Origin of the sequence: Actinoplanes sp. CA-015351, from assembly GCF_050955685.1 — a bacterium.
In the GTDB taxonomy this organism is placed as follows: Bacteria; Actinomycetota; Actinomycetes; order Mycobacteriales; family Micromonosporaceae; genus Actinoplanes.
The window spans coordinates 5,651,592-5,668,145 of the sequence record NZ_CP192102.1; the positions used below are offsets into that span (position 1 = coordinate 5,651,592).

The window sequence follows — 16,554 nt, forward strand, 5'->3', positions numbered from 1 at the left end:
CCGGACGTTAGGGATCCCGGGTTAACCGGGACCGTCGTATTGGTGGCGGCGAATTCACGTGTGGCTTGCCGATGACCGTCGCCGGCGGGACGGCTTGGTCATCGACTCCTCCTCTTCCTCGTCCTGGTCGGACGGCGCGGCCGCGTGCCGGGGCAGCGACGTCGCGTCCGGCAGCCCGTGCCCGATGGCGAGACCGTCCGCCAGATGGATCAGGTGTCCCTCGTCGGCCAGGTCGGCGATCAGCCCGGTCAGCCGGGCGTCGAGGTCGGCGGAGCGGCGAGCCGACCAGCCGTAGAGCCGCGCGGTTCCGGCCAGCAACTGGTCGACGGTGAGCACACCGCCGTCGTGGACCAGGTGCTCCAGAGCCACCCGCAGCTCGCTGTCGGCGACCTGGTCGGCCTTGCGCGCCACGTCCTCGGCCTTGGAGCGGACCATCGGCTCGTACTGTTCGGGGTCGCTCAGGAACGTGCCGTCCCAGCCCACGCCGGCATCGGTGATCGCCTCTTCGACCGCGGCGCGGGCCTGCTTCGTGATCCGGGCGATGCCCCACTCCTCCCGCATCCGCTGGAGCGCGATAGTGACGTGCACCGGGCCTTCCACCTGCGCGAGCTGCCGCACCGCGTCGACCAGGCGCACCTTGATGTCCGGGTCGGTGAGAACGGCGCCCGCGGGAAGCGCCTCCAGCTGCGCCTTGTGGTACGGCTCGGTCCAGATCTCGCTGAGGTGCTCGGCGACCGGGTGTTCCTCGTGCTCCTCGACTTCTTCGGCCTCGTAGTGCTCGGCTTCGTAGTGCTCGGCCTCGTAGTGCTCGGCTTCGTAGATCTCCGTCGCGTGCTCGGGGATCGGGTGCATGTCGGCCGGGTCGATGTCGGCCCGGTGCAGGTGCTCGAAGGCCACCGGGGTGACGTGCTGGTCGCCGACCACCACGTCGGGCTGGCTCTCGTACGCGAACGGCGGCTCCAGGTCCGCGTCGAGCTGCACGTCGGCCATCGCCGGCGCGGAGGTCCACTCGTGCGGGATCTCGGCGGCCGGCACCTCGATGCCGGCGTCGGCGATCTGCCGCCCGACGTCGTCGACGCCCGCGAGGTACGCGCCTGCCTCGTCGATCAGGTAGTCCGCGGCCAGGTACCACGGCTCCGGACCGGCCGGGACGTCGTACTGCAGGACCGGGCCGGTCGCGGCCGCCGTCTCCTGCGGGGTGATCTCGACGGTGACCTCGTCGGGCCCGCCGTAGACGGCGTGCTCGACGTTCTCCCCGTAGGCGTGCTCGACGTTCTCGCCGTAGGCGTGCTCCGACGTCTCCCCGTAGACCTCGGCAAAGGCCTCGGCGAAGGCGCCCTCGGCGGCGTCCGCCTCCTCGAACGCCTCGGCCAGGAGATCCGAGCCCTCCATCACGGGGCTCTCCATGACCGGGCTCTCGGCGACCGGGCTCTCGGCGACCGGGCTCTCCTGGACCGTCAGCTCCGGCGGCGCCTCGGCGGGGTACTCGGCCAGGGCCTGCTCGATCGCGATCCGGAGCCGCTGCTCCTCGTGCTCGCGGTCCAGGTACCAGGCGGTGCCCCAGATCCGGTGCAGGCGCCAGCCCAGCCCTTGAAGTACCTGCTCGCGCAGGCGGTCCCGGTCACGGGCGGCGGGCGCGGAATCGTACGTGGTCCCGTCGCACTCGATGCCGAGGACGTACGGGGAGTCGCTGCGGTGCGAGAGGCGGACGGCCAGGTCGACCCGGAACGCGCCGGTTCCTACCCGGGTCCGCACGTGATGACCCCACGAGGCGATCACCTCGCGAACCGAGTCCTCGAACGGCGTCTGCGCCTCGGCGGCCGGATCCGCCAGATCCAGGGAGGTGCCGCCGCCGGACGCGTAGTCCAGGTATCCGGCGAGGTGGCCCAGGTGCTCGTACCCCACGAGGTCCTGTCCCCGTACCGCGGAGACCACCTCGAGGCGGCGGGCCGCGCGGGTCGTCGCGACGTTGAGCCGCCGCCACCCGTCCGGTCCGTCCAGGCCGCCGAGCTCGGTGCCGATCGCCAGGATCATCACGTCCCGCTCGTCGCCCTGCACCGCGTCGAGGTCCTTCACGAAGAACCCGCGCAGCCGGTCCGAGTCCGGTGACCCGACCATGTCGGCCACCGCCGCCTCGATCTCCCAGCGCATCGACGGGGTGCAGGTGACCACGCCGAGCGTACGGTCGGGGCGGGTGACCAGGTGGTGGGCCACCCGGCTTGCCACCTCCTCGGCCAGGCTCGCGTCGTCCTCGGCGCCGAACAGCTGCACACCGGCGTCCGGCCCGGCGGGTCCGACCGCCGGGAACGTGTTGAGCCGTCCGGCGTAGAAGCTGTGGTTGGCGAACGAGATCAACGACTCGTGCCGGCTGCGGTAATGCGTGGTCAGGTCCATCACCGGGAACGCGCCGCAGTGGATGGCCAGGCCCAGGATCGACTGGCCGTCGCCGCCGGGCAGCGGCGCCGCGCCGAGCTGCCGGTCGTCACCCACCACGATCATCGAGCTGGCCCGGTACGCGCAGGTGATCGCGTCGGCGACCGGCACCCGGGACGCCTCGTCGACGATGACTACGTCGAAGAACAGGTCGGGCGGGATCAGCCGGCTCACGTCGGCCGGGATGGTCAGCACACACGGCTTCACCGCGAGGGTGGCGTTGCGGGTCTCGGCGAGCAAGTCCCGTACCGCTGGCTGGCGGCCCTGATGGGAGGCCGCGGCCCGCAGCATGGCGGCCTCGGCGACCGCGCTGCCGGACGGCTGCAGCTCGTCGACGGCGTTCATCACGTCGGCGACGGCGGCCCGTTCCAGCATCGTGTCCCAGAGGCGGAACTCGCTGATCAGCCGGTCTCGGGTGGCCGCGTCGAGCGGAGGCAGCCGCTCGTCCTCGCGGATGATCGTGTCGGCCCAGGATTGGAACAGGGCCCGTCCGAGCACCGGCAGCAGCTGGTCGACCGACAGGTCCTCACGGGCACAGAAGTCCACGACCGAGTCCAGGCCGTGCTCGCTGAGCACCGCGCGGGCCGCCTGGTGGTCGAACCACTCCTGCTGGCCCTGGCTGTCCTCCTTCAGCGCGGTGATCATCTCGCCGGCGTGCTCGTAGTCGTCCAGGATGGCGGTCAGCGACGGGTGACGGCGCGGCGCGAAGGCCCGCAGGATCCAGTCGCGGGCGGCCTGCCATTCGGCGACCCGGGACGGCAGGGCGTCGGTCGGGCGTACCTGGGCAAGGGCTTGGGCCTGCTCAGGAGTGAACGGGACGTCCTCGCCGGTGCGGACCCGGCGGGCCTCGGAGGCCCAGGACATCGCCTTGGCGAGCGCCTCCACGTCGGTCTGGGTGCCCCGGTAGACCGGGCCGAGCACCTCGGCGTAGTCGTTCGCGTTCGTCGTCAGCGAGCCGGCCGCGTCCGACGCGCTCTCCCGGAGCAGGCCGATCGACGCCGACTCGGCCAGGGTGAAGTCCCGCCCGGCGGCCACGCTGTACGCGGTGACCAGGTCACCGGCGGCGGTCAGCGGCTCCACGTGCGCCCGCAGCCAGGTGACCGCGTCGTGGACCGGACCGGAGGCGAGCTGTGGGCGGGGCGCCGGCTCGGGTGGCGTACGCAACGCCGCGGTGAACCGATCGAACTCCTTGCGCGCCTCGGTGACGATCCGGATGATCGCGCTGTTCGGAGTCGGCGCGCAGACCCGCTCGATGACGCCGGGCAGCGCCTCCGGCGGGGTGATCCGCAGGGCCTCCTCGGCGGTACGCAGCGCGTCCTGGATCGCGTCGAAATCGGTGTCCAGGTGCCGCCAGTGGCTGCCGAGGATCCGCGCGTACTCCTGCTCGGACTGCTCCAGCTCACCGATGGCCCGCTTCCAGGCGGCCGCGGCGGCGAGGTTGGCGACCGCTTCCGAACGCTTCACATCGGTACGCGCGATGCCGGCCGCGACCCGCTTGTCCCGCCGGTACGGCGCCCGCAGCTTGCGCATCCCCTTGTGCTCGGTGGCGAACCGCTCGGCGAGCTCGTCCACCGGTTCCACCAGGGCGTTGTCGTTGAAGTGCTCACGGGCCCGGGACTCGGCGGCCTTCACCACCTCGACGGCGCGCTGCAGCACCCGGGCGGCGGCACGGGCGGCCGCCATCCCGCTCGTGTCGAACCAGCTGGGCTCCGGCTTGTGCGGCCGGTTGAGCAGCTCGACGATCGCGGCGACCCGGCCGATGTCGGTGAACGCGACCACGTTCGGCAGGCCGAGCCGGGCGGTGACCCGGTCCAGGCTGTGCTGGTGCTGTTCGAGGCGGTCGGCCTCCTCGGCGAACCGGCGGGCCAGCCCACGGGCCTGCGCGGCGGTCAGCGGCAGCAGCTCCACGGCCGGCGGGTTCAGGTGGGCCAGGCTCGGCACGATCGGCAGCTTCGCCGGGGACGGCAGCGCCGACCAGGTCACGCCCGCTTTCGTACGTACGACCTCTTCGGCGTGGTGCAGCGACCGCAGGTGGCCGACCAGGCTCTCGGCGGCTGCCGCGACCGGCTCCAGGCTCTCCAGGGTGAGCCACTCGTCGGGCGCCTCGGCGGGCCGCCGGGCGGCGTGCCCGACCAGCGTGGTCAGGGTGATCGCGTCGGAGAGCGCCTGCGCCTCGAAGACGACAGCGAGCCGGTCACCGGCGACCGCATCGGCCAGGTGCTGCAGAGCGATCTGCGCCTGGTGCAGGCGCGCGTCCAGCCGGTTGCGGTCGATCACGTCACGCCAGAGGAACTCGTCGCCCTCCAGCGCCGGCCGCCACGCGCGGCCGAGACTCTCCGCGGCGTCCCGGACGCGCTGCAACGATTGCGTCGTCAGGGGTACGGGCAGCGTGTACGGCACCGGACCGGCCGGCAGATCGGTCATCTGTGCGCACATGCCGAGCACGTCGTGCAGCCGATGACCGAGGGGTTCGCGGACCTCGTTCATCGCTTCGGCGTACGCATTGAGCCTGATCCGGTGCTGGCGCAGCTCCTCGCGCTCGTCGGTGGAAAGGCTGGGCGGCGGCAGCGGGATGAAGTCGAGCGCGGTGGCGAGCGTGCCCGCCACCTGGTGCCGGCCGATCCGGTCGCTGTGCAGTTCGAGCAGGTATTCGTCGAGGCCGACCCCACCCAGCCGCTCCTTGACGCCGTCCAGCGCGGCCGCCTTCTCGGAGACCAGCAGCACCCGCTTCCCGGCGTGGATCAGGCAGGCGATCATATTGGCGACCGTCTGCGTCTTGCCGGTGCCAGGTGCGCCGCGCATCACGAACGTGCGCCCGGCCACGGCCGCCGCGATCGCCGACCGCTGCGCGGCATCGGCGTCCAGCACCAGCGGCACGTCGTCCGGCGCGGCCAGCTCGTCGATGCGATTCAGGGGTACGGGTTCGAAGCGCAGCGCGTCCGGCTGGGAGATCGGGTCGGTGGCGAGGGCACGGACCACCGGGTGGGCGAGGATCTGCCGTTCGTTCTCGACCAGGTCGGCGTACATCACCTCACGCTGCACGTCGAAGCGGGACAGCAGCACGGCCTCGTCCGAGTGCCAGTCCGGCTGCTCGCTGATCGCGGCGTCCAGGCGGGCCCAGAACACGGTCAGGTCCAGGCCGTTGAGGCTGTCCACGACCGGCAGCTCGATCCCGTACGCCCGCAGCCGCACCGCGAGCGCCGGGTTGACGATCGGGTCGTCCGGCCGGGCCTGCAGCCGTGGGTAGTCGAGCGGGTCCGGCACGACCAGCTCGACCGGCAGCAGCAGAATCGGGCTGGTGAACCGCTGCCCGCCGTCCTGCCAGTGCAGCGACCCGAGCGCCAGATACAGCGCCGAGATCCCCTGCTCGAACTGATCACGCCGCGCGGTACGCCGCAGCGCGTGCAGCGTCGCGTCCATGTCCGCGTCGATCATCTCGGTCTGGAACACGTTGGCGGCGCGCGGCCGCGGCCCCTCGGCCTGCTCCTCGATCCCGAGGAACCCGCACTCACGCCCCTGGTGCAACGCCTCCACGATCGTCCGCGGCGTCGGGCTCACCACCGCCACGACGCCGGGCCCCGTTGGATCCACGTCGATCAGTGGATTGTCACCGGTGAAGTCGAGCAGACCGGCACGCCAGGACTCCAGCACTCCGCGAACACGCGCATCCGGCCGTCCGGTCAACCCGTCAGCATCATCCCACCGCATTGCCACATTCCAACAAGGCAAGGTGGGTCACCGTGGCGATTTTCCGGGTTAACCCGACGTTCCGGACTTCAACCAATCGAATTCGGCCTGTCGAACCAGGCCCAAGACGTGCTCTGCCGCTACAAAACCCCACAAACAGAACATTACCGACATGGCGTGCGTCCCGGGCGTGGCGTACCCACCCACCCCACACCCCAGCCCTCGATCAACCCGGCCACAGCCCCCGGACGCGCGCCCACGGTGAGCCCTCGCCCGCCCGGGACGCGCGCCCACCGTGTGCCCCCACCCACCCCAGACGCGCGCCCACGGTGAGCCCTCGCCCGCCCCAGACGCGCGCCCACCGTGTGCCCCCACCCACCCCAGACGCGCGCCCACGGTGAGCCCCCACCCACCCCAGACGCGCACCCACCGTGAGCCCCCACCCGCCTCGGACAGGTCCTCACGGTGAGCTCCTGTCCGCCGGGACCAGCCCTCGATCAGAGAGCCAGCAGTCTCGCCGTCGAATCAGCAGCGCTGGGCACCGGCTGGTCCGGTCGGCGCTCAGCGCTGCCACACCGACCGCCAGGCGGCACTGGAAGCCAGCTCGCAGAATTCGGCTGGCTCTCACGGCTGTTTCGCGGGCGTTGAGACAACCGCGAGAGCCAGCCGGACAAGATCACGTGGCCGGGCGCCGGACCGGACCGGGCTCGCCAGCGCTCGGTGATCCGGACGGGCCCGAACTGCGGAGACGGGGGTACACACAAGAAGCCGACTACCGTGATGAAGACACACCGTGCGCGTTTGTGAACTCCCATCACGGTCCTGGCGTGGATGAGGTCACGCAGAGCCGTTACGTGCGCCCTCATCCACCCTTGCTGATCTTGGCAAACCTCACCGCGCCAGCCAGTCGGCCAACGATCAGAGAAACGGCCACTGCCCGCAAACGCTCGCGTCGGGCCGGCCGGCACAGAGCCAGCCCGCCCGCACAGAGCCAGCCCGCCCGCACAGAGCCAGCCCGCCCGCACAGCGAGCCAACGCGGCCAGCCAGCACACGCCAGCCAGCCAGCGCACGCCGAACGGGCATCAGTCCCAGATGGGGGTCCACCACTGCCAGCCCGCTGGGGCCAGGGGCCAGCTGGGGTCGGGGCGCCAGCCTTCCGGGGGGTACCAGCCGTCCGGCGGGACCGGCCAGCCCGGCGGGACCACGAACTTGATGCCGGTGGGTGCGCCGGGGATGGCCGGGTGCGGGTTGGATTCGGGGGCCGGGGACACCGGAGCGACCGGGTTGACCGGGTTGGTGGCGGAGCGGCGGTTGGCGTTGCTCTTGACCACGGCTGCCAGTGCGGGGATCACCGTGGTCTCGGTGATGTTGGCGCTGTCCAGGGACTGGCCGATCGGCGCCGGGCTGACCGGGTTGGTGAACGGGTCGACCAGGCCGGTGTCGCCGAACGACGGCGCGCCCGAAGCCGGGATGGCCGACCGCGGCGAGGCCGACAACGCCGTCGCCGTGAGCGACGAACCGGAACCCGATAAGCCAGAACCCGACGAACCCGAACCCGACGAATCGGAACCTGACGAGCTGAGGTCAGACGATCCGGAGCTGGACGAACGAGAACCGGATAATCCGGAGCCGGACGGCCCGCTCTGGCCGCCGGATCCCAGGGACGAGACCGAGGAATACGAACCTGACGGGAACGCCGACGACGACGAACCGGACGGCGACGAACCGGACGGCGACGAACCGGACGACCCCAGCGCCGCACCGGACGACCCCAGCGCCGCACCGGACGACCCCGGCGCCGCACCGGACGGTGACCCGGACACCGAGGCGGACGGACCGCCGAACGCCGTACCGGAGTTGGAGCCGGCGAACGACGAACCCGAGGTCAGGCTCGAGTTTGTCGGGCCCGAGGGCAGCCCGGGGCTGACCGCCGCGGACGAGCCCGCGTTCGGCGAACCGGAGATCGGGGAGCCCGGCAGCGCCGAGTTGGGCGCCGGGGAGGCCGGGCGGGCGGAACCCGCATCGGCCGGCGGGTCCAGGCGCGGGGACGTGCTACCGGGCAGCGACCCGGTGGAGGGCAGGGTGGGCAGCGCGGTGGCGCTGGGTACGGCCCAAGCCGGCACCCCGGCGCTTGGCGTGGCCCAGCTCGGCACTCCGTCGCCCTGTGCAGCCCAATTCGGCGCCGCATCGCCCTGAGCAGACCAACTCGGCACCCCGTCGCCCTGAGCAGCCCAATTCGGCGCCGCTTCGCCCTGAGCAGACCAACTCGGCGCCGCATCGCCCTGCGTGTTCCAAGTGGGGGCCGATTCGGTCTGCGCCCAGCTCGGCACCGGCTCGCCCGGCGCGGCCCAGCTCGGAACCGGCTCGCCGCCGGCTGAACGGACCGGCAGCCCGTCGCTCGAACCCATCCGGCCGGAACCGGCGTCCTGACCGGCCCCGCCGTCGGCGTCACGGCCGCCGCCGAACTCCGGAGCGCCGGGACGCCGGGACGCCATGTCCCCGGTGGCCCGGCCCAGGCCCGCGTCGCTCGCGATGCCGAGCCGCAGCCCGGACTGGCCGGCCGACCAGCCGGACGTCGTCTCGCCGGGCCCGCCCGGGGTCCAGCCCTGCGTCTCGTCACTGCGAACCCAGCTCGGCACCGCTTCACCGGACGCAGCCCAGCTCGGCACCGGCTCCCCCGAACCAGGAAGACCCGAGCCTGAACCCGGAACTCCTGAACCTGAACCCGGAACACCCGAACCAGAACCCGGAACACCCGAACCAGAACCCGGAACACCCGAACCAGAACCCGGAACACCCGAACCAGAACCACCCGAACCCGGAACACCCGGATCAGAACCCGCCGCTGCCCAGCTCGGCTCGGCCGGCGTGGTCCAGTTCGGGGTGATTCCCCCGGCCGGGCCAGGTGCCGCGCCTGGCGTGACCGGTCCCGTGGAGGCCGCGCCGGACGTGGGCACACTCGCGGTGGCCCGGCCGGGAGTCGAGGAGGCCGGGAAGGCGGACGGCGACGACGCCCCGCGCCCCTGCCAGGGCTCCGGCAGATCTTGAACACGGGAGATGTAGAGCATCACGCTGGTCTCGCCGGCGTTGCCTTTCACGATGCCCCGGGCCGCGGTGAGCAGGCCCTGCTCGGAGAGGTGGCGCAGCGTGGGCAGCAGCTCGCCGCTCATCTTCGGGCTCAGGTCGCCGACCCGGGCGTCGCCGATGCGCACCTCGACGAGGTGGTCGGCCATCTCGTGCAGGGACACGTACGCCCAGCACTCGCCCTCGGGCCGGAGCAGCGGGCGCAGCGCGTCGAGGTGCTGCTGCTGGCCGTTCACCTGGACGGCCGAGCCGGAGGGCAGCAGACGATGGTCGGCCAGCGGCGGGTCGTTCGCCGGGTACAGCATGTGCGGCTCGGCGAGGTCCAGCCGGATGGTGCCGACGAACGCGGGCGGGCGGCCGTCGTACTCACCCCACTCGCGGCCGTGGATCTGGGCGTTCACCTCGGGTACGAGACCACGGCCGGTGAGCGTGGTGAGCACCTTGACGTACCGCGCGGCCTCCGGCCGGGGCAGGTGCCCGAGCAGGCTGGAGTCGGACCAGACGCCGACCGCGTTACGGTCGTGGCGGTTGTTCCGATCCGGTATGAGCTGCACGGGAACGGTTATGTCGGTGCCCTGGGGGTTGAAGTCGGAGCCGAAGAGAGCACGTATCGCCTTCGCGTAGTGCGTCTCGCCGACCACCTCGGCACTTGCCCAGCCCGCTTGTCCCCAAAGTTGGAACCGATTCGCCACACGGGAACGCTAGTGTCTGCTTTCCGTCAGTCACGTCGTCCTAACGGACGAGTCCGATCATCCATACGTTCCGTATCGCGATCATCAGCGCCCTGCGACCAAATCATCGTTCAGGATCCGGCAAACCGGAAACAGCTACACAGAGTTACCACGGAGCCGGTCCGGGCCCCGCTGCGAACGGGACCCGATTCCGCGTACCCGAATGATCAGGAACGGACAGTGGGCAGGTCGCCGACCTTGACCACCATCTTGCCGGTGTTGTCCCCGCGCAGAACGCCGAGGAACGCCTCGGGGGCGTTCGCGAGGCCCTCGACGATCGTCTCGCGGCCGGAGATCTTGCCGGCGCGCAGCCAGGCTCCGGCCTCGGCGAGGAAGTCGGGCATCCGGTTACCGTGGTTGCCGACGATGAATCCGCGCAGGTTGAGTTCCTTGCCGATGGCGAGCGCGAGGTTGCGCGGCGCGGCCGGCGGCGCGGTGTCGTTGTACTGAGCGATAGCGCCGCAGAGGGCGAAGCGGGCGAACTTGTTTGCCGAGCCGATCGCGGCCTCGAGGTGGTCGCCGCCGACGTTGTCGAAGTAGACATCGATGCCGTCGGGCGCGGCGGCACGCAGTTGTTCCCGGACAGGCGCGTCCTTGTAGTTGAACGCTGCGTCGAACCCGAGCTCCTCCACCAGGTGCCGCGCCTTCTCCGCGGAACCGGCACTGCCGATCACGCGCTTCGCTCCGCGAAGCTTGGCGATCTGGCCCACCACGCTGCCCACGGCGCCGGCGGCGCCGGAGACGAAGACCGTGTCACCCTCGCGGAACTGCGCGATGTCCAACAGACCGACGTACGCCGTGAGGCCCGTCATGCCGAGCAGACCCAGGTACGCCGAAAGCGTCGGAGCGGCGGCCGGGTCGACGACGCGTACCCGATCGGCGGCCGCGACCGCGTACTCCCGCCAGCCGAGACCGTGCGCGACCACCGCACCGACCGGGACCGACGCGGCGTTGGAGGCGACCACCTCGCCGATCGCGGCGCCGTCCAGCGCCGCGCCGACCTCGAAGGGCGCGACGTAGGACTTGGTGTCATTCATCCGGCCGCGCATGTACGGGTCGACCGACATGTAGATGTTGCGGATCAGCACCTGGCCGTCGCCGGGCGCAGGAGTCTCGGTCTCGGCGAGCGTGAAGTTCTCGGCGGTGGGCCAGCCGGTGGGACGGGAGGCGAGGCGGATCTCATGCACGGGATTCTCCTGACAGAGGACGGCGTGTCGTTGCTTCTCGACAGTATGTCGAAAAAGTCGACACCGTGTCGACTCTGCTCTGTTAGCAGCGTTACTGTGATCGCATGACCCCTCCCACCGGCCGGCGCCGTGGCCCCAGCAAGGGTGACCGGCGCGAGCAGGCGATCCTCGAGACCGCCCGCGAGCTGCTGGCCCGGAAACCGCTCGCCGAGATCACCATCGACGAACTGGCGGCCGGCGCGGAGATCTCCCGGTCGAGCTTCTACTTCTACTTCGACTCCAAGCTTGCCGTCGTGGTCGCGCTGCTGCACGGCCTCACCGGCGAACTGATCGCCGGCTCCGGCCCGTGGCTGGACGGCACCGGGCCGGACTCCGGGGCGCTGCGGCGCTCGCTGACCGGCCTCGCCACGCTGTGGACCAGCCACGGCCGGCTGCTGGCCGGAGCGCTCGCCGCCGCGCCGGGCTGCCCGCCGATCGCCGAGTGGCGATCCACGCTGCGCGACGCGCACGTGAAACGCCTCGCCGAGCGGATCGAGCGGGACCGCGCGGCGGGCCTCGCGCCGGACGGACCGGCGCCCGCCGTCCTGGCCGGCATGATCGACGACCTGCGCCTGGCGGCGTTCGCGAACGCCTCGTCGCCCGGCGAGCTGGTTGATGACCTCGTCGTCGTCGAGCTCCGGATGCTCTACGGGGATTTGCCGATTCGGCATTCGGACTCCTGATCCAGCAGGCACCCTGGGGTCATGCGAATCGGTGTCATTGGAGCAGGTCAGCTCGGCGGCACTCTCGCTACGTGGTGCGCCGAAAGCGGGCACGAAGTGGCCGTCACCTCGCGTCACCCGGAGCGACTGCGTGAGCAGGTCGACAGGATGAACGGGAAGCTGCGGGTCATGTCGATCGCGCAGGCGGCTTCGTTCGGGGAGATGGTGATCTTCGCGCCGAACTGGTCCGGCGCGAGAGAAGCCATCGACCTGACGCGCTCGGCACTGGAGGGCAAGGTCGTCCTCGACGCCACGAACCCGGCGGACGGCGCGCCGAGCCTCGGCGCCTTCACCGGAGCGTTCGGCGGCGGCGGCTTCTCCGGCGCCAGCGTCAAGAGCGCCGAAGCGGTCGCGGCAGCCGTGAACGGCCCGCCCAGCGAGGCGGCCGACCGGATGCTGAGCCGGGCCGGCGGCAAGAGCGGCCTGGAGACCCTGATCGAATGGGCGCCCGGCGCGCACTGGGCGAAGGCGTTCAACACCATCTCCACCGACGTGCTCAGCCGGCGGCGCGGGCACGACCCGCTGCTCGCCGAGTTCGTCTGCACCGACGAGCGCGACGCCCGGGAGGCCGCCTGCCAGATCATCCGTGATCTGGGGTTCGCGCCGTTCTACGCCGGCGGGGCGAAAGCGGCCCGGCTCACCGAGACCGGCGGCCCGCTCCAGTCCCGCGAGGTCGACGTGCAGGACGCCACCGACGCCCTCGCCGACGCACTGGCCGGACTGCGCTGAGGATAAGAACTGACCCTAGAATCCGGCCATGCCGGAGATCGTCGAGCTGCTCGCCTCGTCGCGCCACCGCTTCGAGGGCCGGCCGGCTGACGGACCGGCGCCCGCCCCGGACGGCGAGCTGACCCGCGAGATTCACGTCCGGGCCGGGCTCGGCATCGTCGGCGACCGATACTTCAATCACCCGGCGCACAAGGACGCGAGCGTCACCGTGATCGCGCGCGAGTCGCTGCCGCCGGGCGCCGGGCTCACCCGGGTGCGCCGCAACATCCTGGTCGCCGGCATCGCCGTGGACGCCCTGGTCGGCTCGGTGCTCAGCCTGGACTCCGGGGACGGCCCGGTGCTCCTGCGGGTACGCCGACCGGCCAACCCCTGCGCCTGGATGGACGTGACGATCGGCCCGGGCGCGTGGCGGGCGCTGCGCGGCAAGGGCGGGATCCGCTGCGTGCCGCTGAACGACGGCGTGCTCCGGATCGGCCCGGTGACCGCCTCTGTTCTGCCCGAAGGATCGGCCCGGTGACCGCCTCGGTTCTGCCTGAAGGATCAGACCAGCGCTAGCTGAATCTCCCGGCCCTCCGCAGCCATGGAGGAGGCACGCTCGGCCGAGGCCCAGTTGAAGGTCTGGTCCTCGGCGCGGCGACGCAGCCACGCGGCGTGCGTGTCGCGGGTGGTGGGCGGGGTCGAGGTACCGATGCTCATGCTCATGACGACTCCTGTGTCGGCGTGCTTGGCTAGGTGATCCCTTGATCGGCCACGGCGAAGCCCACTCCAGGAGAAACGGACTCCGCACCCGACTTGCCACCGCCCGCAACCAGCCACTAACGTACAACCACATGGTTGTAGGTTCGGAGGTCGAGGCGGCGGATCGGGTCTTCCACGCCCTCGCCGACGCCACCCGGCGGGACATCCTGACGAGGGTGATCCGCACCGGGCAGTCCGTCTCGGAGCTGGCCCGGCAATACCCGATGAGCTTCGCCGCCGTGCAGAAACACGTCGCGGTGCTGGAGCGGGCCGCCCTGGTCAGCAAGGTCCGGCGCGGACGGGAGCAGATCGTGCACGGAGAGGTCACGGCCCTGCGCCGGGTGGCCCTCCTGCTTGATGCGTACGAAGAGGTCTGGCGGCGCCGAGCCGACCGGATCGCGGACATCCTGGACGAGAACGACTCCACAGAAAACCACTGAAAGGGGACCGGTCATGCCGGTTGTCAGCGCTGTCAAGGACGTGGACACACTCACCATGACGTTCGTCGCGGAGTTCGAGGCGAGTGTCGAGAGGGTCTGGCAGGTCTGGGCCGACCCGCGCAAGCTGGAGCGCTGGTGGGGCCCGCCGACCGTGCCGGCCACCTTCGAGCGGTTCGAGTTCGAGCCGGGTGGCCAGGTGCGCTACTACATGACCGTCCCGGACGGTACGAAGGCCCGTGGCTGGTGGACGATGACCGCGATCGAGGCGCCACGCCACCTCGAGTTCGACTTCGGGTTCGCCGACGAGAACAACGAGCCGGTCGACCCGAAGGACTGCTCGCACGGCGTGGTCACGCTCGAAGGCCTCGGCGAGCGGACCCGGATGACCCTGGTCTCCGGCTTCACCAGCGCCGAGCAGCTGGAGCGGATGGCCGAGATGGGCATGATGGAGGGCATGCGCCTGGCCCAGAACCAGATCGACGACCTCCTGGCCTGACGCGGAGCCGGCCGAAAGCCACCCGCGGGGCAGCCCGAAAGCACCCGCGGGGCAGCCCGAAAGCCACACGGCGCGGCCCGAAAGCGACTCCCAAAACAGGAACCGCATACGTAGGACCGTTCCGCCAGGTAGCGTCGGCAACGTGTCGACGACGGCTCAGGATCCGGCGTGAGCCCCACCTGGCCGGAACGGGTCCGCGGTGCGGGCGCCACCACGAGCGCCCAGCGGATCGACGAGCTCACCGCCGCCCTGGCCGACCGGGACGCCGAGATCGACCGGCTGCGCGCCGATCGGGACGCCCGCGCGCAGACCGCCCAGGTCGAGCAGGTACGCCTCAACCAGCGGCTGCGCAGGCGCGCGAAAGAGGCGATCGACAGCACCGCCGACGTGATCGGCGGCAAGCTGGAGGACGTCGTCGTGCAGGTCGGCGCGGCCCGGGACGCGGCGGCCGCCACCCAGGAACGGGTGACGATCACGAACGACGCCGCCGAGGCCCTGGTGCAGCGGGCCCGCAGCGCCGACGAGGCGGCCACCGCGCTGAACGCGAGCCTGCGCCAGGTCGCCGGGATCGCCAGCGTGATCTCCCGGATCGCCTCGCAGACCCGGCTGCTCGCGCTGAACGCCACCATCGAGGCGGTCCGGGCGGGTGCGGCCGGCAGCGGCTTCGCCGTGGTGGCCGACGAGGTGAAAGGTCTCGCGAACACCACCGCGGACTCGACCGAGCAGATCACCAGCACGATCGCCGCCCTGGAAGCGGACGTGGCGCAGATGGGCGAGACGCTCAGCGCGATCATCCGGGACGTCGGCGAGATCGAGGACGCGATGCGCCAGCTCGGCGGGATCGCCGACCGGCAGAGCGACATCGTGATGCTGCTGCACCAGAGCGTGGACGCCACGATGGAGCAGATCGGCGACCTCTCCGACGTGGCCGAGCGGCTGGAACGCCGCCGGCACGACAGGCTCCCGGTCCGGGGCCGGGTCTCCATCACGACGCCGTCACAGACCGTCGACGCCGAGGTGGTGGATCTCAGTGCCGACGGCCTCGGCTGCATGGTCGCGCGAGGCGCGTCTCTCACGGTCGGCGATGCGGTACGCACGGAGTTCACCATCGACGGCTTCCGTGCCGCCGCCGAGGCAAAGGTGGCCCGCCGCCTGCAACGCGACGACGGGTCCCTGGAAATCGGCCTGGAGTTCCTGGAGCCGCCCGCCGGCGTGGAGGATTTCGTGGCCGAACTAGGCTCCGACGGTTCCTGAGAACGCCGGGTTCGCCACGAAATAGTCGGCCATCGTGTCGGTGTGCAGCGCCGCGAACAGCTCCGAGCACTCCGCCGCGGACAGCTCGTTGGCAGTACCCGCCGCGGTCCGCACGAACCCGGACGACGGCAGCGTGGTGAACGCCAGGTCGTCCGGCCGCAGCCCGGAGAGGTCCCGGAACGTAGCGGCCAGATTCATCCCCGAATCCACCACCAGTGACCCGGCGATCGCCGAGACGAACGAGTCCAGCTTCATCGGGTTGGCGGCGATGCCCAGCGAGGTCACCTTCTGGGCGAGTGCCCGCAGGTACTGCTGCTGCCGCTTGACCCGGTCGAAGTCACCGTTCGGCAGGCCGTACCGCTGCCGGACGTAGACCTCGGCCATCCTGCCGTCCAGGTGGTGCCTGCCCGCCTTGAAGGTCACGCCGGTCCGCTTGTCGCGCACGGTCTTGGCGATCTTCACGTCGATCCCGCCGACCACGTCGGTGATGGTGCGGATGCCGGCGAAGTCGACGCTCACCACGTTGTCGATGGTCAGGCCGGTGAGGTGGCTGACGACCTGGACCACCAGCGGGGCGCCACCCCAGGCGTACGCGGCGTTGACCTTGGTCTTGCCGCCGGCCCACTTGCCGGCCACCGGCGGGATGTAGACGTACGAGTCACGCGGGATCGACACGACCGAGGCGGCCGAGCCGGTGCCGTCGACGTGCACCAGCATGATCGTGTCGCTGCGCGACTGCCCCTCGGACCAGCCCTTGCGGGTGTCCACGCCGAGCACCAGCACGTTGCGTGCCGAGCCGGCCGCGGCGGCGGGGCGAACCGGCGCCTTCGAGCTCTTCGAGGTGTGTACCCACGAGTTGTACTCCGGCTTCGCGGTGATCGGCGGCAGCGCCGCCGCCTCGGCGAGCACGTCGTCGCGGCCGACCAGGTCGTTGAACCGGTACGCGAGGAAACCGGTGGTGACGGTGACCGACCCGGCGACCAGCGCGAGCACGACGAGAAGCGTGGTCACGG

The 16,554-nt window shown here is 71.3% G+C and carries 11 protein-coding genes; 6 read left to right on the forward strand and 5 right to left on the reverse strand.

Translation table 11 applies throughout. The features are described 5' to 3' along the window. Window positions 1–54 precede the first annotated feature (54 nt). From ACQP2E_RS25840 to ACQP2E_RS25850, 3 genes are all read right to left on the reverse strand, one after another. Entirely contained in the window at window positions 55–6,117 is a 6,063-nt protein-coding gene (locus ACQP2E_RS25840) for a DUF4011 domain-containing protein (RefSeq protein WP_433825525.1), read from the reverse strand. Between the two features lie 1,086 nt (window positions 6,118–7,203). Further along, a complete protein-coding gene (locus ACQP2E_RS25845; protein ID WP_433825526.1) occupies window positions 7,204–9,897 on the reverse strand; it encodes a hypothetical protein in 2,694 nt (897 codons plus the stop codon). Window positions 9,898–10,103: 206 nt separating this feature from the next. Beyond that, entirely contained in the window at window positions 10,104–11,123 is a 1,020-nt protein-coding gene (locus ACQP2E_RS25850; RefSeq protein WP_433825527.1) for an NADP-dependent oxidoreductase, read from the reverse strand. Window positions 11,124–11,227: 104 nt separating this feature from the next. Between ACQP2E_RS25850 and ACQP2E_RS25855 the strand changes: the two genes are divergently transcribed. The 3 genes from ACQP2E_RS25855 to ACQP2E_RS25865 are packed head-to-tail and all read left to right on the forward strand — an operon-like array spanning window position 11,228 to window position 13,130. Further along, window positions 11,228–11,845, forward strand: coding sequence for a TetR/AcrR family transcriptional regulator (locus ACQP2E_RS25855; RefSeq protein ID WP_433825528.1), 618 nt, complete (start codon window positions 11,228–11,230; stop codon window positions 11,843–11,845). 21 nt (window positions 11,846–11,866) lie between these two features. After that, window positions 11,867–12,613 (forward strand): NADPH-dependent F420 reductase, encoded by a 747-nt coding sequence (locus ACQP2E_RS25860; protein ID WP_433825529.1) that lies wholly within the window; start codon window positions 11,867–11,869, stop codon window positions 12,611–12,613. 28 nt (window positions 12,614–12,641) lie between these two features. Beyond that, window positions 12,642–13,130 carry a molybdenum cofactor biosysynthesis protein gene (locus ACQP2E_RS25865; protein ID WP_433825530.1) on the forward strand — a complete coding sequence of 163 codons (489 nt, stop codon included), beginning with the start codon at window positions 12,642–12,644 and terminating at the stop codon, window positions 13,128–13,130. A gap of 23 nt (window positions 13,131–13,153) precedes the next feature. Here the strand turns inward: ACQP2E_RS25865 and ACQP2E_RS25870 are convergent, their stop codons facing one another. Next, window positions 13,154–13,309 carry a hypothetical protein gene (locus ACQP2E_RS25870; protein ID WP_433825531.1) on the reverse strand — a complete coding sequence of 52 codons (156 nt, stop codon included), beginning with the start codon at window positions 13,307–13,309 and terminating at the stop codon, window positions 13,154–13,156. 134 nt (window positions 13,310–13,443) lie between these two features. Between ACQP2E_RS25870 and ACQP2E_RS25875 the strand changes: the two genes are divergently transcribed. The 3 genes from ACQP2E_RS25875 (at window position 13,444) to ACQP2E_RS25885 (ending at window position 15,541) form a co-directional block, all read left to right on the forward strand. After that, the gene (locus tag ACQP2E_RS25875; protein WP_433825532.1) at window positions 13,444–13,791 is read left to right on the forward strand and encodes an ArsR/SmtB family transcription factor; all 348 of its coding nucleotides are present in this window, start codon (window positions 13,444–13,446) and stop codon (window positions 13,789–13,791) included. Window positions 13,792–13,804: 13 nt separating this feature from the next. Further along, window positions 13,805–14,287: an SRPBCC family protein gene (locus ACQP2E_RS25880; RefSeq protein WP_433825533.1), complete on the forward strand. Its 483-nt coding sequence runs from the start codon at window positions 13,805–13,807 to the stop codon at window positions 14,285–14,287. 168 nt (window positions 14,288–14,455) lie between these two features. Next, window positions 14,456–15,541 (forward strand): methyl-accepting chemotaxis protein, encoded by a 1,086-nt coding sequence (locus ACQP2E_RS25885; protein WP_433825534.1) that lies wholly within the window; start codon window positions 14,456–14,458, stop codon window positions 15,539–15,541. Here the strand turns inward: ACQP2E_RS25885 and ACQP2E_RS25890 are convergent. Then, the gene (locus ACQP2E_RS25890) at window positions 15,521–16,552 is read right to left on the reverse strand and encodes an LCP family protein (protein WP_433825535.1); all 1,032 of its coding nucleotides are present in this window, start codon (window positions 16,550–16,552) and stop codon (window positions 15,521–15,523) included. The genes ACQP2E_RS25885 and ACQP2E_RS25890 overlap by 21 nt on opposite strands. Window positions 16,553–16,554 lie beyond the last annotated feature (2 nt).

What these genes read in the sequence shown, in the direction of transcription:
- ACQP2E_RS25875 (WP_433825532.1), top strand. Translation starts at nt 13,444, where the DNA reads ATGGTTGTAGGTTCGGAGGTCGAGGCGGCGGATCGGGTCTTCCACGCC.
- ACQP2E_RS25870 (WP_433825531.1), bottom strand. Translation starts at nt 13,309, where the DNA reads ATGAGCATCGGTACCTCGACCCCGCCCACCACCCGCGACACGCACGCC.
- ACQP2E_RS25855 (WP_433825528.1), top strand. Translation starts at nt 11,228, where the DNA reads ATGACCCCTCCCACCGGCCGGCGCCGTGGCCCCAGCAAGGGTGACCGG.
- ACQP2E_RS25880 (WP_433825533.1), top strand. Translation starts at nt 13,805, where the DNA reads ATGCCGGTTGTCAGCGCTGTCAAGGACGTGGACACACTCACCATGACG.
- ACQP2E_RS25860 (WP_433825529.1), top strand. Translation starts at nt 11,867, where the DNA reads ATGCGAATCGGTGTCATTGGAGCAGGTCAGCTCGGCGGCACTCTCGCT.
- ACQP2E_RS25865 (WP_433825530.1), top strand. Translation starts at nt 12,642, where the DNA reads ATGCCGGAGATCGTCGAGCTGCTCGCCTCGTCGCGCCACCGCTTCGAG.